Raw genomic sequence first — 19,616 nt, 5'->3', positions numbered from 1 at the left:
TCTATGCACTAAGACTGCACCTGGCCACGGCGTTCGCGCAAGGGGTAATTTCCAGGTGTGCGTCCGGAGCCGGAATCCGATTGGATGGTCTCATGACTGATTTGAACTCCAAGCCCGAACTCGACTTCCCGGAGGGCCCCGCGCCCGAACAGCTCGACATCGTCGACATCGTGGTAGGTGACGGGGCCGAGGCCACCGCCGGCGCCACCGTCGACGTGCACTACCTCGGCGTCGAATACGACACCGGCGAAGAATTCGACTCGTCCTGGAACCGCGGCCAGACGATCAACTTCCCGCTGGGCTCCCTCATCGCCGGCTGGCAGCAGGGTATCCCCGGAATGAAGGTGGGTGGCCGTCGCAAGCTCACCGTGCCGCCGCACCTGGCTTACGGCCCGGCCGGATCCGGTCACCGGCTGTCCGGTAAGACCCTGATCTTCGTGATCGACCTGAACGGCGTCAGCTAGACCGTTCGATCCGCACCCGCCTGATGGGTGAGTGGTGGCCCCGGAGAATGCTGACGGCGCTCCGGGGCACCCCGAAATATGTGGCACGCAGGCGCACCCGCGTGCCATTCTTCTGTGCCTGACGGCCTGGTGTGAGTGCGAAAAACGCCCTCGCGCTCAACGGTATCCCGCGCCGATAATGGGACATGATCTCAATCGACTGTGCCCGTGCCCTGCAGCAGGCCGGATTGTCCTGGCATCCGGTATCCGGTGACTCGTTCCGCATCGAACGACCGGGCTTCGACTCCGAGGTCTTCACTGTCAGCGAGATGACCATCGAGGCGCACGAGTTCGACACCGGCACCATCCTCGGTTTCAACGGCACGACGGAGTGGGCACTGGATTCGCTCGCGCTCGAGGATGCCCTGTGGCTGCCGAGGGAAGACCAGATGCGGGCGCTCCTGCGCGGCACGTTTCGCTCCCTGCACAGGCTCAGCGACGACCGGTACCGGGTGAGCGTGCACGTGCGCGGAGTCGACGAGGTGTTCGAGGCGGCCACCGCGGCGGATGCCTACGGCACTGCGGTGTTGATGCTCATCGGACTCTCTGGCGAGGGCCGGGTCGCTCCGGCGGCGGCCAGCGACTAACGGCTAGTACCGCTCCGGTTCCGGTTCCAGGGCGAACCGGCGCCCGCTCAGCTCGGTCGGGGTGATCTCAACCCAGATGTACTTGAGTGTGGGCACCAGCGGACGGAGCGGGAGCGCGTTGGCGGCTTCGATCTCGGCCTGGGTGTCGAGGACTCGGGCGAGACCCTTCACGACAACGCTCCACGCGTCGCCGCGCCCGATGGCGTCGGTCTCAAGAGCCACCTTGTTGTTCACGGTGAGGGCGAGAAGCTTGGTTCCCTCGGCCGTACGGAACAGAAGCCGTTTGTCGGCCATGACGAAGTTGAGTGGAAAGATCTCGATGTCATCCGCGACAGCCGCGGCGAGACGGCCGAAGCTTGAGGACAGCAACAACTCCCAGCACTCGTCCTCGCTGAGAATGCGAACGGGATCAAGGTCGTTGTTGTCCATACCTCATAGTCCCACTTTGCGGTCCACTCGGCGAGTATGCCGAGTGGACCGCGGCGTGTTGCCCTACAGCTGGGTGGAACGGCGACGCACCAGCATCACGGTGAGGAGGATTCCACCGATCAGCAGCGCTCCGGCCGCAATGAGGAACACCGGCAGGGCATCCGTACCGGTCTCAGCCAGTTCGGTACCGTAGCCGGCGCCGCTGCCGCCGCCGCCGGCGATGGGGATGAGAGGGTTCGCCGACGGGGTGGGAGTCTGGCCTGCCTCGACGGCAGGAGGCGTTGCCGAGGGGGTGGTGACCGGAGGCGTCGCCGAGGGGGTGGTGACCGGCGGTGTCGGGGTGGGGATGACGCTTCCGGCGGGCAGGATCCGGTGGGTGAGGGAAGCGGTGCAGGTCAGCAAGGAGCCGCCGCCGTTCACGGAATCGTTGCACTGACGGATGGTCACGGGCAGCGCCGCGCTGACTGTCGACGGATCGACCGTGCAGGTGACGCGAAGTGCGGCGCCGCCACCGTTGACGGAGCCGTTGCACTGGGTGATGGTGGCCGAGGTGGTGGTGGACACCGGAGCACAGTTGAGCGTGGGTTCGGGTCCTTCCGCACCGGAACCGCCGCACTGGTCAACAGTTGCGGGGGACGTCGTAGCATCGCCGACGATGACGTTCTCCACCGATACGTTGCAGGTGGCGATCGACCCGCCGCCGTTGGCGGAGTTGTTGCACTGATCGACGACGGTGGTGGCGGTGGGGAAGCTCACCGGGATGGTGGTGCAGAGCAGTTCGCCGACCGGGCCTTCACAGGTGCGCACGGTGATGTCCGAGCGGGACAGGCCCGTGTCGAGGTCGAGGTAGTTCGTGATGGTGACGTCGCAGGCGATTTCGTTACCGCCGCCGTCCTGGATGTAGTTGCACTGGTTGACCGTGCCGGGCACCGGGGCCGCTGAGGCGGGCGCCTGCGTGGTGCCGAGGATCGCGGCGGCGGCAACCACCAGGCCGAAGGTGACGGCGAGGCCGCGCCGCAGCAGGGCACCGGGTCGCCCGGCGGCTGGCCGGCCGGCTCTGCGGCGTGAAGCGGCGGCGCCCGCGACGCCAGGAAGTGATGATGCAGACGAATATGCCGTTGCCATGATGGCCCCCCTCGATGGGGCCCCGTGACCCCCTTTCGAGTCACGTTATCAGTATCGCCGGGCGTGCGTTATTACAGGGTGCTAACGACACGATGTTCGGTGCTCTGCGTCAGCGTTCGCTCGCCGCGCGCACCCTGTCGATCAGGTCTTTCCAGGCGCCGTGCACCTGTGGTTCGGCGAGCACCACCTCGTGCGGGGCACACCGGATGCGGTACACATAACGGTCCGGCATCGGTGCGCTGTCTACGGCCTCGTCCCAGGGCAGTTCCTCAAGGAAACGCATCCACGCGGCAGCATCCGGTTGCTCGTCAACCTGCACGTCCCAGGTGACCCGGAGCCCAGCGATGCCTCCGCTGCGTGAGACGACGACCTTCATGGCCCCATGGTACGTCCGGCCGGGGCCACGATCGGGGATGTCGGCATGATCGAAGGCGGCTTGCCAGCGAACGCGGAACCGACGCCGCCGCGTCAGGAGGCCGCTCGCAGCGGATCGAAGACCACACCCACTCCGGTCCACCCCGCCAGAACCGCGTCGTGCTCGGCGGAGCCCGCGCCATAACGGGTGATCGCGGCCGTCGCCGTCGCCGTCGCGAATGCGGTGAAGTCGGCGTTCACGGCGAGGGTGGGGCCGGTGAGCGTGTCGTACCAGATCTGCCCCGGCGCCTCCCACGCGTTGCCGCCGAGGGCCTCGGCGACCAGATAGAACGCCCGGTTCGGGATGCCCGAATTGAGGTGCACTCCGCCATAGTCGTCTTCGGTGTCGATGTAGCCGTCCATCGAGGCCGGCTGCGGATCGGTGCCGAGAACATCGTCGTCATAGGCGGTGCCCGGAGCCTTCATCGAACGCAGCGCCTGGCCCTGCACCTGCTCGGTGAAGAGCCCTGCGCCGATCAACCAGCTCGCCGACCGGGTGTCCTGGCCGGCTGCGAACTGCTCCACGAGGGCGCCGAAGACATCCGACACCGATTCGTTGAGCGCACCGGACTGGCCCTGGTAGGCGAGGTTGGCGCTGTACTGGGTGACACCGTGGGTGAGCTCGTGCGCGATCACGCTCAACGAGATCGTGAACCTGTTGAAGACCTCGCCGTCGCCATCGCCGAACACCATCCGTTCGCCGTCCCAGAAGGCGTTGTCATAGTCCCGTCCGTAGTGCACCGTGGCGTCCAGCGGAAGGCCGCGCCCGTCGATGGAGTCGCGCTGGTACTGGCTCCAGTAGAGGCCATGAGTGTCGCCGAGGCCGGTGTATGCCTCGTTGACCGCCACGTCGGCGACCGGGGGTTGACCTTCGGTGCGCACGGTGCGGCCGGGCAGCCGCTGCAGCTGACCGGCGTCGCTGATGGTGCGGGTGCTGACGCCCGGCACGGCCTCGACGGGTAGCGCGGGCAGCGCGCTGGTGCGGCGCTCGAAGCGCAGGCTGCGGATGGGGTCGTCGACGCGCAACGATCGCCGGGCGGCCTCGGCCGCGGCCTCGAAGCGCGGGTCCTCGACCGCGGCCAGGTGCTCGAGGAGGTAGGGCGGCACGACGCCGCACCGAAACGGCGGGGCGGATCGGCCATGGCCGTGCGTGCGGCCGGGGAACGGGACGGGGCTCTGAGTCTGGTCTGTGCCTGTCATGCGGTGAGTCTGGCAGCACCGTCCGACATCCGCACCCCTCTCATGCGACGACAGGGAGACCGGATCTCATATTGCCGACCAGCCGCCGTCCGACGCCAGGACGATGCCGGTCACATTGGCCGAGTCCGGGCTGGCGAGCCAGGTGATGGTGGCGGCGAGTTGCTCCGAGGTGGCCACCGGAGGCAACACGTGCTGGAACACCGGGCCGAGCACCGACCCGGCCAGGGGAGACCGCATCGGAGCCTCGATGTTCGTCTGAACCCCGCCGGGCGCGACCGCGTTGCAGCGGATGCCCTGGGCCGAGTACATCACGGAGGTGTTGCGGGTCAGACCGATCACGGCGTGTTTGGACGCCGTGTAGGCGACCCCGGCCGCGCCGCCGCGAAGGCCGGCCTCGGACGTGACGTTGACGATCGACCCGCCGCCGCCGGCCACCATGATCGGCAGTGCCCCGCGGATCAGGCGCATCATGCCGGTCACGTTGATGCCGAAAACCCGCTCCCAGGTGGCGTCGTCGACCTCGGCGATCGGGAGGAAGCCGTCCATGACACCGGCGACGTTGGCGACGACGTCGATGCGGCCGTTCGCCGCGGCGACCAGCCGTGTGGTGGTGTCCTGGTGGCTGATGTCGCCGTCGACGGTCACGATGTCGAGGTCGCCGAACTGGTCGAGGAGCTCCTGCAGACGGGCGGGAACCACGTCGCCGGCAATCACCCTGGCGCCCTCCCTGGCCAGTCGCACGGCTGTCGCTTTTCCGATCCCGGAGCCGGCTCCGGTGACGATGGCGGTCTGGCCGGCGAACCGGCCCGGGGTCACAATCGGGTCCATCGGGGTGCTCCTTTGCAGATCTTCCTCGAGTGCGGCGCGGCGCCGACGCACCAGTCATAGCACCCTCTGGTCGCCCCGGCGCGGGGCAGGCGGATGCGGGGACTCCGGCCGCCCGGCTGCCCGGTCGGTTTGTAGACTGCCGGTATGCGCCACGGAATCGTCATCCTGCCCCAGTTCGACTGGCCCGAGGCCCGCCGGAAATGGCAGGGCGCCGAGCAGTACGGTTTCGATCACGCCTGGACCTACGACCACCTGTCCTGGCGCAGCCTCGCCGATCAGCCGTGGCAGGCCACCATCCCCACCCTGGCGGCCGCGGCGGCGGTCACCGACCGGATCCGGTTGGGCACCTTCGTCGCCTCACCGAACTTTCGGCATCCGGTGCCGTTCGCCAAGGAGGTCGCCACGGTCGACGACATCTCCGGCGGGCGGATGCTGCTCGGGCTGGGATCGGGCGGAACGGGCTTCGACGCCTTCGTGCTCGGGCAACCGACATACACCCCGCGTCAGCGGCACGAGAGGTTCGCCGAGTTCGTCACCGACCTCGACCTGCTGCTGCGCCACGAGAAGCCGGGAGCGGGCGGTTTCGACTTCGCGGGCGACTGGTTCACCGCGGTGGACGCCCGTATGGTGGGCCGGCCGGCGCAGCAGCCCCGGGTTCCGTTCGTGATCGCCGCCAACGGGCCGAAGGGCCTCAAGCTCGTCGCCGAACACGGTGCGGGCTGGGTGACCACGGGCGCCGACGGTGCCGTGGGCGAGGAATGGTGGAGCGCGGTGGCGGCGCTGGTCCACCGGCTGGAAGACACCCTCGCCGCGGCGGACCGGGCGCCGGGCTCTCTGGACCGCTACCTCTCGCTCGACAGCGGCGGGGCGTACTCGCTGGAGAGTGTCGGTGCCTTCGATGACGCCGTCGGCCGGGCCGGCGAGCTCGGCTTCACCGACGTGATCAGTCACTGGCCCCGGCCCGACGGCATCTACGCCGGCTCGGAGTCGGTCCTCGACGAGGTCGCCGCCCGCCTCACCTAGCTGCAACTGACACACCCCACTCGTCACCCCCTCGCAGCGGGTCGGGCCCGCCGAGTTGCCGCACTACGCCGCTTCGGGGCGGGCGAAGGGGCACTTTGGCGCACGTCGGCGCAGCACGTTTCGTCGAATCGCCGAAAGGTGCCCTGGCAGAAGGGCCTCAACTGGCAACTCGAGTGGCCTCCTGCTGAGCGAGCGCGAAGCGTCCGCTACACGTCGATGCGGTAGCCGCGTTTGATCACCGTGGCGACCAGCGCCGGCGCCGGCAGGGACTGGCGCAGCCGGCTGATGGCCACATCGACGGCGTGGTCGTCCTGGATTTCGGGCAGCGCGGCCGTCAGATCGGCGCGGGAGAGTACCGACCCCCGTGCGGCGAGCAGGGCGCGCAGAAGGGTGAGCGACGTCGGCGGCAGCAGGGCGGATGCGCCGGCGACAGACACCCGCCGTCCGCGCAGTTCCACCGGACCGTGCCGGCTGTCCAGGCGCAGAACCCGTTCGTCGGCGAGGTAATCGCAGACCAGCTTGATCAGCGCTCCCATGCGGAACCGTTCCGGCACGATCGGGGTGATGCCGGCCGCGAGCAGGGGTGCGGCGGTGACATGCCCGACCGCGGCGGCCACGACAGGTCCGCGCAGGGCCTCCTGCAGAGCTTCGAGCCGGCCGACGCCATCCGCCGCGCCGAAGAGCGCCTCGACAGCGGGTGCGCTGGTGAACGTGACGGCGTCAAGCGAGCCGGTGCAGACCGCGTCGATGAGTTTGAGCACCCGGCTGGAGTCGTCGGGCAGCAACCACCGGTATGGCGCGACGGTGAGCACCGTGGCACCGGCGTCGAGCAGCCGCTGGATCTGGGACTCGTCGGTGAACCCGTGCAGCTGCACGGCCACCGTCAACCCGGCCGCGCCCTCGCCGAGCACCTTGTCCACGAGCGAGCTGGTGGTTTCCTCGTCGCTCATGCCGGAGTCGTCAAGGTTGGCGGCGCGGATGGCGCCGCGAGCCTTGGGGCCGCGCACGAGGATGCGGCTGTTCTCGAGGGTCTCGGTGAGGTCGTGGCCGAGCCCGGCCGCATCCGCTGCTTCGAGCCAGCGACGGATGCCGTACGACGTGGTCGCCAGCAGGATGTCCGGCCGGCCGGCGATGATCGCCGCGGTGTCGGCGGTGATCTGCGAGTCGTCGGCCGCGGCAGCGATGCGGATCGCCGGGGCATGCAGAACATCGGCGCCGCGTCGTTCGAACGCGGCGATGAGGTCCTCACTCCGGCGGTCGGACGTGACTCCGATGCGGAAGCCCTCGAGCTGGTCCGGTCGGAAGCCGGGCAGCCCCGCTTCTGTTCCGATGTCGTTAACTGTGTCTCCGATGGTTCTGGTGGTTGACGTGTCAGGCAGGGTTACCTCTGGCCTGAGAGTGTAGCGGCGTTTGCGAGCACTTCAACGGCCGCGGCGTCGTCGCACTGGGCCAGCCGCACGACCTCGCCGATCACGAGCACGGCGGGGGAGCGGGCGCCGACCTCGCCGGCGACCCTCACCACGGTTTCGATGTCGGCAACGGTGGTGCGCTGGTGCGCGGAGAAGCCGCGCTCGATGATGGCGATGGGCATGTCGGCGCGCATGCCGTGCCGGGCCAGGCCGCTGGCCAGGTGCGGCAGGGTACCCACGCCCATCAGCACCACGATGGTGCCGCCCAGGCCCACCAGGTGGGCCAGCTCCTCCTCGCTGAGCGGCAGGTGACCGCTGAGCACCGTGAACAGGCGGGAGACGTCGCGGTGGGTGACCGGGATGCCCGCCAGCGCCGGCACGGAGATGGCGCTGGTGACCCCGGAGATCACGGTGACCGGAACTCCGGCGGCCCGGCAGGCGGCCATTTCTTCACCGCCACGGCCGAACACGAAAGGGTCGCCGCCCTTGAGGCGCACGACGGTGAGGCCGGCGCGGGCGCTGGTCACGAGCAACTGCTCGATCTCGGCCTGCGGTACGGCGTGGTGGCCCGGATGTTTGCCCACGTTCACCAGTTCGGCTCCGGGCGCCCACTCGTCGAGCCTGTCGTGCGGACCGAGCCTGTCGTAGTAGACGATGTCGGCGCCGCGGAGCGCGGTGAGCGCGGCGACGGTGAGCAGGTCGTCGTCGCCGGGACCGCCGCCGACGAGGGTGACGTGCCCGGGCCTGGACACCGGGGCGGCCGCCTCCCGGGTGAGCCAGACCGATTTCTCGGCGCAGGCGGCGACGAGCAGCGGCTCGTCGTGCGCGGGCAGGTCGACGGCCACGACGAGGTCAACGGCGGAGACCAGGTCGCGCCAGCCGCGCGGCGAATGCGGCCAGGCCACGGCGCGCACGAGAGGGTTGGGCACCTCGTAGGTGTCTGCCGCGAGGTAGAGCACGGCGCCCGCAGCGCGGTACCGGGCGATGACCCGGCGGGCGGGGCGGCTCCCGCCGATGATGAGCACGCGGCGACCGGTCACGTTCAGACCGATGTCGAGGGTTGGATTCGGCATGGCACTATTCTCCGTCTACTGGAGCGGTGTGAGCGGTTGTGTGTCGCCCGGAGTCGTTCCGCCCGGTTGGAGGCAGGTCGGTGTCGTTCCGGTCGGCCGGCCGCAGGGGGATCCGGGCGCCGGAGAGCAGCACCGGCCCGGTGGCCGGGGCGGTGTCGTCGGGCTCGTTGACGCTGACACCGAAGAAGTCAGCGCCGGTCTGCACCGTGCCGCTCTGTACAGTGCTGGTCTGACCCGCATCCGTCGGTGACGCCTCCGCCAGCGCCGCGCGCTCGCCGGGCCAGGCCGGGCGCGGCTGGCCGCGCTCGAGCACCTGCACGATCGCCGGGTCCGGCGTGGTGGGCGCGTTCACGAACGAGCGGAACCGGCGGAGCCTCTCCGGATCCTTCAGGGTCGCCGCCCATTCGTCCTCGTAGCTGCCCACGTGCGCGGCCATGGCCAGTTCCAGTTCGGCGGCCAGGCCCAGGCTGTCGTTCACGACAACATCGCGCACATGCTCGAGCCCACCGGGCAACTCCTCCTGCCACCGCGCGGTGCGCTGCAGCCTGTCGCCGGTGCGGATGTAGTACATCAGGTACCTGTCGATGTAGGCGATCAGGGTGTCGTCGTCGAGGTCCTGGGCGAGCAGTTGTGCGTGCGCCGGCTGGAAGCCGCCGTTGCCGCCCACGTACAGGTTCCAACCCACATCCGTGGCGATGATGCCGATGTCCTTACCGCGGGCCTCGGCGCACTCACGGGCGCAGCCGGAGACGCCGAGCTTGAATTTGTGCGGCGACCGCAGCCCCCGGTAGCGCAGCTCCAACTGGATGGCCATCGATACCGAGTCCTGCACGCCGAACCGGCACCAGGTGCTGCCCACGCAGCTCTTCACGGTGCGCAACGACTTGCCGTAGGCCTGACCGGATTCGAAACCGGCGTCCACCAGGATCGTCCAGATCTCGGGCAGCTGCTCGAGACGGGCACCGAACAGGTCAATCCGCTGCCCGCCGGTGATCTTCGTATAGAGGTTGTACTGCTCGGCGACCTCGGCGATCACCTTGAGCTTGGCCGGGGTGATCTCCCCGCCCGGGATGCGCGGCACCACCGAGTATGTGCCGTCCTTCTGCATGTTGGCCAGGGCGCGGTCATTCGTGTCCTGCAGGCCGCCACGGCCGGCATCCAGCACATAGCCGTTGGTCTGGGTGGCCAGGATCGACGCGATGGTCGGCTTGCAGATGTCGCAGCCGAGGCCGGTACCGAAGCGCTCCATGATGTCGTCGAACGAGGTGAGCTGCAGGATGCGCACACTCTCGAACAGTTCGCTGCGGCTGAACGCGATGTGCTCGCAGAGGGCCTTGGACACTTCGACGCCGGCCTTGCGCAGCTCGGTCTCGAGGATCTTCTTGACCAGGGGGACGCAGGAGCCGCACTGGGTGCCGGCACGGGTGCAGGCCTTGAGCGGGCCTAGTTCGGTGCAGGCCTCGCCGTGGTCGCCGCGGACGGCTTCGCGCACCGCGCCGACCGACACGTTGTTGCAGGAGCAGAGCTGCACATCGTCGGGCAGGTCGCTGTTCGCGGGCGGTTCGGCGCCGGCGGCGGAGAGGTAGGCGCCGGGCTCCGCGGGCAGTTCGCGGCCCAACAGGGGCCGGAGCGAGGTGTACGGCGAGGCGTCGCCGACGAAGATGCCGCCGAGCAGGGTCTTGGCGTCTCCGGTGACCACGATCTTTTGGTACAGGCCGCGGGCCGGGTCGGCGTAGACCACCTCGAGACAGTGTTCGGTGCGGCCGAGGGCGTCACCGAAGCTGGCGACCTCCACCCCGGAGAGCTTGAGCTTGGTGGCATCGTCGATGCCGGGGAAGACGGCTTCGCCGCCGTGCAGCCGATCGGCGGTGACCTCGGCCATGGCGTTGGCCGGGGCGACCAGTCCCACGCAGACGCCGTCGATGCTGGCGACCTCGCCGATGGCCCAGATCCCGGCTACCGAGGTGCGGCAGTCGTCGCCGATGACGATGCCGCCGCGCGGACCGAGCTCCAGACCCGCGGCCCTGGCGAGTTCGTCGCGCGGGGTGATGCCGATGGAGAAGACCACGAGGTCGGCGTGCAGCTGGCTGCCGTTGGTGAGCGAGACACCGAGGACCCGGCCGGTGGGGGAGCGCAGGATCTCGGTGGGCCGGGTGCCGAGCGCCAGGGCGATGCCCTGCGCGCCGATCAGTCGGCCGAGCGCCTGGCCGGCGCCCTCGTCGAGTTGCGCCGACATCAGCCAGTCACCCGAGTGCACCAGGGTGGATGCGGCGCCGAGCCTGGCGAGACCGCCGGCGGCTTCCAGGCCGAGCAGTCCGCCGCCGACGACGACGACATTGGCCGGGCGCCCCAGGCGCTCGCGCAGCCGGCCGATCTCGCCGACGAGGAAATCGACGTCTTCGATGGTGCGGTACACATGACCGGCCTCGGCGCCGGGGATGGGCGGCACGGTGGCGGCGGAGCCGGTGGCGAAGACGAGGTCGTCGTACCGCACCCGTTCACCGTCGGCGAGGGTGATCGCCTGTGCCGCGGTGTCGAGGCCGACGACGCTGCTGCCGCCGCGGTAACTGATCAAGGCGGCGTCCCACAGGGCGGTGTCGCCGAGGGTGAGGTCTTCGGAGTCGACCAGGCGGCGGGACAGCGCCACCCTGTCGTAGGGCAGGTGCGGTTCCTCGCCGAATACAGTCACGGTGTGCTCGACGGTCCCGGTGTTGCCGGATGCGGTGGCGCGGGCGGCCATCGCCTCGGTGAACCGGTGCGCGGCGGGGCCGCCGCCGATCACCACGACGCGTCGGGGCGTGCCGGGGACGTCTGCGGCGGCGTCGGCCGCTGCGGGGGTGACGTGGTCCATGGAGTGCCTTTCCGAGTGGTGAGCTGTTCCGTCAGCCTAAATTTCGGCGATTTCCCGACCGTGTCGCCCGGGTAACGGAGTGTGACGGGGTCCTCACGTCGTTTCGGGCAGCGTGAGAGGTCTTCGTTACGCGATCGTCACGGCCCCGCACGATGACCGACACGAGGTCTGCCTACCGTGGATGCCAGGCCGCACCGACGTCGCCGTGACCCAGACCGTGTCATTCGCCCGCAGAACCACTGGAGGACCCCGTGCACACAACGCCCACCCACCCGCACGACTCTGCTGGCCACGACTCTGCTGGCTCCGCGGACTGGACCAGCGTGTGCGAACTCGACCGACTCGAACCGCTGTGGGCCGAGGCAGCGCTGATCGACGGCGTGCAGGTGGCCCTGGTGCTGCTGCCCGACGGCCACCTGTTCGCAGTATCCAACCAGGACCCCGCCACGGGCTCCTGCGTGATGAGCCGCGGCATCGTCGGGTCGCGCGGGGACCGGCCCACCCTGGCCTCCCCACTGCACAAGCAGGTTTATGACCTCGAAACCGGGGAGTGCTTCACCTCTGCCGACTACGCCCTGCCCACCTTCCCGGTGCGCGTCGATCACGGCACCGTGCAGATCCAGGTGCCGGGCAGCGCGCACGGCCGGGCCGGCGAGCGGGCCGAGACCGAGCTGTCCGACACCGTGGAATTCGCCGCAGCATGACGACCGCCCCGGTGTTGCTCGCGACCTCGCACGGCACCAGCGACCCGGCCGGTCAGCGGGCCGTCCTGGCCCTGGTCGACGCCGTGGCCGCCGCGGCGCCGCACCTCACCGTGCGGGGCGGTTACGTCGATGTGCAGAGCCCGGATGTGCCCAGCTGCCTCCGCGCCATCGCCGCCGAGTCCTGCCCCAGCGACACCGGCCCTACCGACTCAGGCCCCGCCGATGGAGCCGACCGCCCCGTCGTGATCGTTCCCCTGCTGCTCTCGGCCGGCTACCACGTGCGCGTCGACCTGGCCGAGGCCGCCGACGACGCCGGGCAACCCGTCCGGGTCACCGGGGCACTCGGCCCCGACTGGCGGCTGGCCCGCATCCTGGCCGACCGCTTGCACGAGGTCGGCCTCAGGCCCGACGACACCGTGGTGCTGGCCGCGGCCGGATCCACCGATGCCGACGCGGTCGCCGACTGCCACGCCATGGGCGACCGCCTCGCCGCCGTGCTCGGCCGCCCGGTGACCGTCGGGTTCATCTCTGCCGCCCAGCCCCGCCTCGCCGCAGCCGTGCTCGCCGCCCGCGCCGCAGCACCGGTGCGGGTCGTGGTGGCCACCTACCTGCTGGCCCCCGGCTACTTCGCCGGCTTGGCCGAACGGTGCGGCGCGGATGTGGTGAGCCGCCCGCTGCTGGTGGACGGCGAGGCACCGCCGCGCGAGCTGGTGGACGTCGTCATCGACCTCTACTCCTCCAGCGCTCGACTCGAGCTGGCCCTGGCCGGTCTGCCCTGGTCGTTCAGCCGCGGCCGCACCGACTGACGCGAGCCGGTACCGGTACGCCGGTGTCGGTACGCCGGTGTCGGTACGCCTCTGTCAGTAGGGTCGAGGCATGAACCTCGATGCCTATCCGACCAGAGTGATGCTGATGGCCGAGTACTGCGCCGGGCTCCCGTTGTGGGACCGCTCCCCGTCGCCCGACGCGTGGGGCGGTCCATTGCCTCGCGGTGTCCTCGGCCTGTCCGACGACCTGGAGAACCGTCTGGTCGGCTGGAACTCGCGATACGAGCTGCTGTTGGGGCAGAACCAACAGGAGTGGCCGTCGCCGGCCGAGCACCTCGCTTTTGTCGTCGACGGACACCTCCTTGCCGCGGAGCTCCAACAAGAGTTCGGATCAGCCGTCGTCGTTCTCTACCTGGACGCGGACGCGGAGCGCTCCCGTGCTCCCCAGACCTCCCGTGCTTCCCAGACCGCCACCCCGCCTGCCGCGGCCTGGCACGCCGTCGGCGGGGACGGTCAGACGTTCAGCCCGGCGCCCCCGCGATCGTCAATCGTGGAGCAGATGTGGGCGATGCCCGACGCCGAGTTCAGAGCTATGACCCGCACCGTCGATGTTGCGGCGTGGGTGTGGACGCCCGGCCGTACACCGACGCGGATTCTCCTCGAGCCGCGGGACGGCGGCCTCCCGCTGCGGAACCGGTCGCCTCTCCTCGACCTGGTCGACGACAGGCTTGAACCTGCGGTGCTGGGCCTGTCCGGGCCGCTCGTCGGCCGACTGGCCGACTGGAACGAACGCTGGATCGCGGTGACGGAGCCGACTCTGGGTTACCTGATCGACGGGCACGACCTTGCCGCTGCGGTGCAAACCGAGGTGGGACCCGACATTCAGGTCTTGTTCCCGGAGGCCGATCGGGCCACGTCACAGCCCAGCAACGAGATGCGCCAGATGCTGCACCGAGTGCAGGCCCTCCGCGCCGCGGACGGCTCCGAGTAGGCCCGCGTTCCGGCGAGCGCCGGAGGAGGATGTGAGGCCGGGACCGACCGGGATACCCGGTCCCGCCTGGCTTTGTGTCGGTCATGTGACGGAGGCCTATCAGCGGCCCGTTGCGGGTGTGAGTACACGGTGATCGAACGGTAACTGCGGCATCCGCTGCCGGAAACACGGCCTGCGTAACGTCGGCGACACGTACTCACAGCGCACCATTTCTCGCGAGGAGAACCTGATGACCCCGACGACCGGCACCGCGACAGCCCCGCCCGCCACGTTCACCGCCCCCGCCGCATCCGCCGAACTGGTGCACCGCCCGGGCCGGTGGATCGACAACTGGAACGCCGAGAACCCCCAGCAGTGGGCCAATGGGGGCAAGGCCATCGCCTCCCGCAACCTTAAATGGTCGATCTTCGCCGAATTCCTCGGCTTCGTCATCTGGCAGCTCTGGAGCATCGTGGTGGTGCAGCTGCCGAACGCGGGCTTCACCTTCGACACCGGCCAGATCTTCTGGCTCATCTCCATCCCCACGCTCGTGGGGGCCACCATGCGGTTTCCGTACACCTTCCTGGTGCCCAAGTTCGGCGGCCGCAACTGGACCATCATCTCCGCGGGCCTGCTCCTCATCCCGTCGATCGCCCTGGGCTTCGCTGTGGGCAACCCGGACACCCCGTTCCCGGTCATGCTTCTCATCGCAGCGCTCGCCGGGCTCGGCGGCGGCAACTTCGCCAGCTCGATGTCGAACATCACCTACTTCTACCCGCAGAGCCAGAAGGGTTACGCACTCGGCCTCAACGCCGCCGGCGGCAACCTCGGTGCCGCTGTGGCTCAGTTGATCGTTCCGATCGTGATCACCCTCGGCGCCCTCGGCACGCTCAACCTGCCGCTGGCGGGGTTCTTCTGGGTGCCGTTCATCCTGCTCGCCATGTTCGGCGCCTGGAAGTACATGGACAACCTCTCCAACGCCAAGGCCGACTTCGCCGGCTCGATCGCCGCGGTGAAGGAACCGCACCTGTGGATCATGGCGTTCCTCTACATCGGCACCTTCGGCTCGTTCATCGGCTTCGCGAGCGTCTTCCCCAAGCTGATCGCCGACCAGTTCCCCGACTACTCCTCCTTCCAGGTCGTCTCCGCGTCACTCTCGCTCGCCTTTCTCGGCGCGCTCACCGGCTCCCTGGCCCGACCGTTCGGCGGCCGCCTCGCGGACCGGTTCGGCGGCGCCCTGGTCACCGTCTTCGCCTTCGGCGTGATGGCCGCCGGGGCGGTGCTGGTGAACCTGGTACTGCCACTCGGTAACTTCTGGCTCTTCCTGGTCACCTTCCTGCTGATCTTCGTGGCCACCGGGGTCGGCAACGGCTCCACCTACCGCATGATCCCCAGCGTCTTCGCCGCCAGGAGCGGGGTCGCGGATGCGCACAAGGACTCCGGCGATGTCGGCACGCAGCGGAAGACCGCGGCCGCGCTCGGCCTGATCTCCGCGATCGGGGCCTACGGCGGGTTCGTCATCCCGCAGGTGCTCGGCTTCTCGAAGACCTCCACGGGTGACTACTCCAGCGCGATCTACGCCTTCGCCGGCGCCTACCTGGTGATGATGGCCGTCACCGCGTTCATCTACCTCCGCCGCAACTCCTCCGTGGCCGGACACCGCATCTAGCTCCCGCAGCATCCGCGAAAGCGGTCGTTCGGTTGCTTCAGCACGACCGAAGCAACCGAACGGCCGCTCTCGCGAACCCGTACCAACACGAAAGGCACCTCCGTGACCCCCGTCGACACGCACTGCCCGTACTGCGCACTGCAGTGCGCGATGACGCTCACACCCTCGCCCGCCAGCACCCCCGCCCGGCCCGCGGATGCGATCGGACTGCCGGTCACCATCGCCGGCCGGGCCTTCCCCACCAACCGCGGTGGCCTCTGCAAAAAGGGCTGGACCGCGGCCGACCTGCTCGGCTCGGCCGACCGCATCCGGCAGCCCATGCTCCGTGCGTCCGACGGCAGCTTCGCCCCGGTCTCCTGGACCGAGGCGCTCGACCTTGTTGCCGAGAAGCTCCGCACGAGCCGGGCCGAGCACGGCGCCGACTCCGTGGGCGTCTTCGGAGGCGGGGGCCTGACCAACGAGAAGGCCTACCAGCTGGGCAAGTTCACCCGGCTGGCGCTCGGTTCCTCCCGAATCGATTACAACGGCCGGTTCTGCATGTCCAGCGCCGCGGCGGCCGGCAACCGCGCCTTCGGCCTCGACCGGGGCCTGCCGTTCCGGGTGGAGGACCTCGACGCGGCCGACACCATCCTGATGCTCGGCTCCAATGTGGCGCAGACCATGCCGCCGTTCATCGGCCACCTCGATGGTGCCCGGCAGGCCGGCGGTCTCATCGTCGTGGACCCGCGCCGCACCGCCACCGCCCGGCTCACCGACGACGGCGCCGGCATGCACGTGCAGCCGGCCCCCGGCACCGACCTGGTGCTGCTGCTCGGGCTCACCCACCTGGTCCTCGCCGAACGTCTCGCCGACACCGACTACCTCGCACGGCGCACCACCGGCCTCGACCAGTTGCGCTTCAGTGTCGCCGGCTGGTACCCGCAGCGGGTGCAGGAACACACCGGTGTTCCGGTCTGGCAGCTGCAGGGCCTCGCCCGTCGGCTCGCCGCCGGAAAGGGCACCTACATCCTCACCGGCCGGGGCGTCGAGCAGCACGTCGACGGTACCGACACCGCCACCGCCGCGATCAACCTCGCGCTGGTGCTCGGCCTCGTCGGCACGACGCACTCCGGCTACGGAACCCTCACCGGCCAGGGCAACGGGCAGGGCGGCCGGGAGCACGGCCAGAAGTGCGACCAGCTGCCCGGCTACCGCAAGATCACCGACCCCGCCGCCCGCGCCCACGTCGCCGGGGTCTGGGGTGTGACGCCCAAGCAGATCCCGGGTGCGGGCATCCCCGCCGTCGAACTGTTGAACGCGCTCGGCCAACCCGGCGGCATCCGCACCCTGCTCGTGCACGGTGCCAACGTCGTGGTCTCCGCGCCCGACGCCGACAGGGTGCGCCAGGGCCTGGCGGCTCTCGACTTCCTGGTGGTCAGCGACTTCTTCTTCTCCGAGACCGCCGCCCTGGCCGACGTAGTGCTGCCGGTCACCCAGTGGGCCGAGGAGGAGGGCACCATGACCTCGCTCGAGGGCCGGATTCTCCGCCGCCAACGTGCGATCGACCCGCCGGCCGGGGTGCGCAGCGAACTGTGGATCTTCCAGGAGCTCGCCCGGCGCCTGGACGCCCCCGGCGTGTACAGCGCCGAACCCGGCGAGGTCTTCGACGAACTCTGCCGGGCCACCGAGGGCGGCATCGCCGACTACTCAGGCCTCGGCTACGCCCTGCTCGACACGGGGGAGCCCGCGTACTGGCCCTACCCGGCCGGCTCCGGCGGCACCCCGCGGCTCTTCCTCGAGCGGTTCGTTCACGACGACGGCCGCGCGCGCATCGTCGCCGTGACCCCGCGCGCCGTGGCGGCGCCGGCCCAGACGCGGGGTGCGCTCACCCTGATCACCGGCCGGCTGCTCGAGCACTACCAATCCGGTGCGCAGACCCGCCGGGTGGCCGAGCTGTCGGAGGCCCAGCCCGAGGCCCGGATGCAGGTGCACCCGGCCACCGCCGCGAGCCTGGGTCTGATCGACGGCGGTTGGGTCGAGCTGGCCAACGAGCGTGGCATCGTGCGGTGCCGCGCGCAGCTGAGCGCCGACATCCGGCCTGACACTGTGTTCCTGCCCTTCCACTTTCCCGCCGACCAGCGCGCCAACCTGCTCACCGCCGGCGCCACCGACCCGGTCTCCGGCATGCCCGAGTTCAAACGCACCGCCGTGCGGGTACGGGCAATCGATGCGCCCGGCCTGTCGGCTCCCGACCACGAGAGGGCGATGGCGGATGCCTGACCACACTTCTGCCGAGCTGCCCGGTTCCCCCGGCCCGGCCGCCCCCGAACGCATCGTCGTCGTGGGCTACGGCCCGGTCGGCGCCCGGTTCGTCGACGAGCTCCTGCCGCTCGTCGAGGCCGGTCTGGCCGAGCTCACCGTCGTCGGAGCCGAAGAGGTGCACGCCTACAACCGGGTGCTCCTGGCCGATTACGCCGTGGGTCGCACCGACCGGGACACCCTCGACCTCACCGACGGAAGCCGGGCCCTGGCTGCCGGCGCGCGCATCCTCACCGGCACCACGGTGACCGAAGTGAAGCGCACCATCCGTACGGTCACGCTCGGCGACGGCAGCTCAGTGCCGTACGACAGGCTGGTGCTGGCCACCGGGGCGCGCGCGAATGTGCCCACCCTGGACGGCGTCAAGCGGGTGCGGCGCGGCCTGATAAAACCCGGTGCGGATGCCGGCGGCCTCGGCGCCGCTGCACTGGATTGGGCCGGCGCGCCGCTGCCCTGCGGTGTCAGCGCGCTCCGCGACCTCGCCGACGCCGCCACCGTGCTGGCCGCCGTGCAGGCCGGTCAGCGCATCGTGGTGCTCGGTGCCGGAGTGCTCGGCATGGAGATCGCGCTCGCGGCCGCGGCCGCCGGCGCCGAGGTCTGCGTGGTCTTTCACGGCGAGATTCCGATGAACCGCAACCTCGACCGCGGCGGCGGCTCGGTGCTCACCCGGAGCGCCCGCCGGGCGGGCGTCACCATGGTCAACCACGCCCGCGCCGAGAGCGTGTTGTTTCACCACGACGACGACGGCGTGGAACGCTTCGAAGCCCTCATCTGCGCCGACGGCAAGCAGATCAGCGGCGACCTGCTGCTGCTTTCCTGCGGTGTGGGTGCCCGCACCGAACTCGCCCACCTGGCCGGGCTGCCCGTATCCACCGGCATCCTGGTCGACGAGTCGCTGCGAAGCTGGGCGGATGCGGCGATCCACGCCATCGGGGACTGCGCTCATGTGGCTGGCCGTCCGGCCGATGCCGACTCCGGTGCAGCGTGGAACGGCGCCAGGATGGCACCGGCCGGTGGGCCGTCCGGTCTGATCGGGCCGGGCTGGCGGCAGGCCGACAGCCTCGCGGCCCGGTTCAGCGCCGAGATCAGGGCGGGTGTCGCAGCGGGCCGGCCGGCCGTGCTAGCTGCCGCCGTGACCGCTGAACCGGCACCGGCGCTTGCGGCCGGACCGGGCGCATCCGTCGTGATGCTCAAGGCCGAGGGCATCGACGTGGTCGCCGCCGGTGATACCGCGGCCGACCCGTTCGACGTCGATGCCAGGTGCGACGACGCCGGATACGGCGGCACCGCGCACACGCACGGATGCTCGTCCGATCCGGCGCCCCTGGCCGTCGCGCAGTGGGCCGACCCCGAGCACGGCCGCTACGTGAAAATGGTCACTCGCGGCGGCATCCTCACCGGCTTCGTCTGTGTGGGCATGCCCCGTACCGGTGCCGAGCTCACCCTGTTGTTCGAGCGCGGCAGTGAGCTGCCCGCCGATCGGTCTGTGCTGCTGCGGTTCGATGGTCCCGACTACGACCCCGCGTCCGCGGGCGACGCCTTCGCGCCGGAGTCCACGGTCTGTTGGTGCAACGGTGTCACGGTGGAGGCGATCACCACCTCGGCGCAGGCCGGCAACACCACCGTGGCCTGCATCGGCACGGCCACCCGCGCGGGGACCGGCTGCGGCGGCTGCAAGGGCCGCATCGGCGAGGTGCTCGAGCGCTTCGCGGCGCAGATCGTCGGCTGAGCCCGCAGCGCCGACGTGCCGGAAAGCAGCCCGTCGG

17 protein-coding genes are annotated in these 19,616 nt (G+C 70.1%); 9 read left to right on the top strand and 8 right to left on the bottom strand.

Annotated elements, in window-relative coordinates; all coding sequences use genetic code 11:
* The first annotated feature begins 92 nt into the window (after positions 1 to 92).
* Together E3O60_RS01700 and E3O60_RS01695 are read left to right on the top strand one after the other, a co-directional pair.
* A complete protein-coding gene (locus E3O60_RS01700) occupies positions 93 to 464 on the top strand; it encodes an FKBP-type peptidyl-prolyl cis-trans isomerase (protein ID WP_088455661.1) in 372 nt (123 codons plus the stop codon).
* Positions 465 to 649: 185 nt separating this feature from the next.
* Positions 650 to 1,090 carry a hypothetical protein gene (locus E3O60_RS01695; RefSeq protein WP_088455662.1) on the top strand — a complete coding sequence of 147 codons (441 nt, stop codon included), beginning with the start codon at positions 650 to 652 and terminating at the stop codon, positions 1,088 to 1,090.
* Positions 1,091 to 1,093: 3 nt separating this feature from the next.
* On the opposite strand, the gene E3O60_RS01690 is transcribed toward E3O60_RS01695, so the two are convergent.
* The 5 genes from E3O60_RS01690 to E3O60_RS01670 all read right to left on the bottom strand — a co-directional run bounded on the left by E3O60_RS01690 (position 1,094) and on the right by E3O60_RS01670 (position 5,086).
* Positions 1,094 to 1,519 (bottom strand): pyridoxamine 5'-phosphate oxidase family protein, encoded by a 426-nt coding sequence (locus E3O60_RS01690; RefSeq protein ID WP_088455663.1) that lies wholly within the window; start codon positions 1,517 to 1,519, stop codon positions 1,094 to 1,096.
* A gap of 63 nt (positions 1,520 to 1,582) precedes the next feature.
* On the bottom strand, positions 1,583 to 2,644 hold the full coding sequence (locus E3O60_RS01685; protein WP_134496991.1) for a hypothetical protein: 1,062 nt from the start codon (positions 2,642 to 2,644) through the stop codon (positions 1,583 to 1,585).
* A gap of 109 nt (positions 2,645 to 2,753) precedes the next feature.
* The gene (locus E3O60_RS01680) at positions 2,754 to 3,020 is read right to left on the bottom strand and encodes a protealysin inhibitor emfourin (protein ID WP_134480632.1); all 267 of its coding nucleotides are present in this window, start codon (positions 3,018 to 3,020) and stop codon (positions 2,754 to 2,756) included.
* 92 nt (positions 3,021 to 3,112) lie between these two features.
* Positions 3,113 to 4,258, bottom strand: a complete 1,146-nt coding sequence (locus E3O60_RS01675) for a M4 family metallopeptidase (RefSeq protein WP_088455666.1) — start codon at positions 4,256 to 4,258, stop codon at positions 3,113 to 3,115.
* Positions 4,259 to 4,324: 66 nt separating this feature from the next.
* Complete coding sequence (locus E3O60_RS01670) at positions 4,325 to 5,086, bottom strand: SDR family NAD(P)-dependent oxidoreductase (RefSeq protein ID WP_103431243.1); 762 nt, start codon at positions 5,084 to 5,086, stop codon at positions 4,325 to 4,327.
* A 144-nt stretch (positions 5,087 to 5,230) separates the two neighbouring features.
* Here E3O60_RS01670 and E3O60_RS01665 point away from each other — a divergent pair, with 144 nt between their 5' ends.
* Complete coding sequence (locus E3O60_RS01665; RefSeq protein WP_088455668.1) at positions 5,231 to 6,109, top strand: LLM class flavin-dependent oxidoreductase; 879 nt, start codon at positions 5,231 to 5,233, stop codon at positions 6,107 to 6,109.
* Positions 6,110 to 6,315: 206 nt separating this feature from the next.
* Here the strand turns inward: E3O60_RS01665 and E3O60_RS01660 are convergent, their stop codons facing one another.
* From E3O60_RS01660 to nirB, 3 genes are all read right to left on the bottom strand, one after another.
* The gene (locus E3O60_RS01660; RefSeq protein ID WP_240632480.1) at positions 6,316 to 7,347 is read right to left on the bottom strand and encodes a uroporphyrinogen-III synthase; all 1,032 of its coding nucleotides are present in this window, start codon (positions 7,345 to 7,347) and stop codon (positions 6,316 to 6,318) included.
* A 143-nt stretch (positions 7,348 to 7,490) separates the two neighbouring features.
* Entirely contained in the window at positions 7,491 to 8,591 is a 1,101-nt protein-coding gene (gene cobA / locus E3O60_RS01655) for a uroporphyrinogen-III C-methyltransferase (RefSeq protein ID WP_134409546.1), read from the bottom strand.
* 4 nt (positions 8,592 to 8,595) lie between these two features.
* Positions 8,596 to 11,442: a nitrite reductase large subunit NirB gene (gene nirB, locus E3O60_RS01650; protein ID WP_134496989.1), complete on the bottom strand. Its 2,847-nt coding sequence runs from the start codon at positions 11,440 to 11,442 to the stop codon at positions 8,596 to 8,598.
* Between the two features lie 251 nt (positions 11,443 to 11,693).
* On the opposite strand from nirB, the gene nirD reads away from it, so the two are divergent.
* The 6 genes from nirD to E3O60_RS01620 all read left to right on the top strand — a co-directional run bounded on the left by nirD (position 11,694) and on the right by E3O60_RS01620 (position 19,579).
* Positions 11,694 to 12,146, top strand: a complete 453-nt coding sequence (nirD, locus tag E3O60_RS01645; RefSeq protein ID WP_134480634.1) for a nitrite reductase small subunit NirD — start codon at positions 11,694 to 11,696, stop codon at positions 12,144 to 12,146.
* Positions 12,143 to 12,952: a sirohydrochlorin chelatase gene (locus E3O60_RS01640; protein WP_103480109.1), complete on the top strand. Its 810-nt coding sequence runs from the start codon at positions 12,143 to 12,145 to the stop codon at positions 12,950 to 12,952. The genes nirD and E3O60_RS01640 overlap by 4 nt, the downstream gene beginning before the upstream one ends.
* 70 nt (positions 12,953 to 13,022) lie before the next feature.
* Entirely contained in the window at positions 13,023 to 13,904 is an 882-nt protein-coding gene (locus E3O60_RS01635; RefSeq protein WP_134496987.1) for a hypothetical protein, read from the top strand.
* 229 nt (positions 13,905 to 14,133) lie between these two features.
* Positions 14,134 to 15,552: an MFS transporter gene (locus E3O60_RS01630; RefSeq protein WP_134496985.1), complete on the top strand. Its 1,419-nt coding sequence runs from the start codon at positions 14,134 to 14,136 to the stop codon at positions 15,550 to 15,552.
* 102 nt (positions 15,553 to 15,654) lie between these two features.
* Positions 15,655 to 17,811 (top strand): molybdopterin oxidoreductase family protein, encoded by a 2,157-nt coding sequence (locus tag E3O60_RS01625; RefSeq protein WP_134496983.1) that lies wholly within the window; start codon positions 15,655 to 15,657, stop codon positions 17,809 to 17,811.
* The gene (locus E3O60_RS01620; protein ID WP_134496981.1) at positions 17,804 to 19,579 is read left to right on the top strand and encodes an FAD-dependent oxidoreductase; all 1,776 of its coding nucleotides are present in this window, start codon (positions 17,804 to 17,806) and stop codon (positions 19,577 to 19,579) included. The genes E3O60_RS01625 and E3O60_RS01620 overlap by 8 nt, the downstream gene beginning before the upstream one ends.
* Positions 19,580 to 19,616 lie beyond the last annotated feature (37 nt).

Source organism: Cryobacterium sp. TMB1-7 (genome assembly GCF_004402435.1).
GTDB lineage: Bacteria > Actinomycetota > Actinomycetes > Actinomycetales > Microbacteriaceae > Cryobacterium > Cryobacterium zongtaii.
The sequence above is the reverse complement of the archived record's forward strand: the minus strand, read 5'-3'. Positions and strand labels throughout refer to the sequence as shown.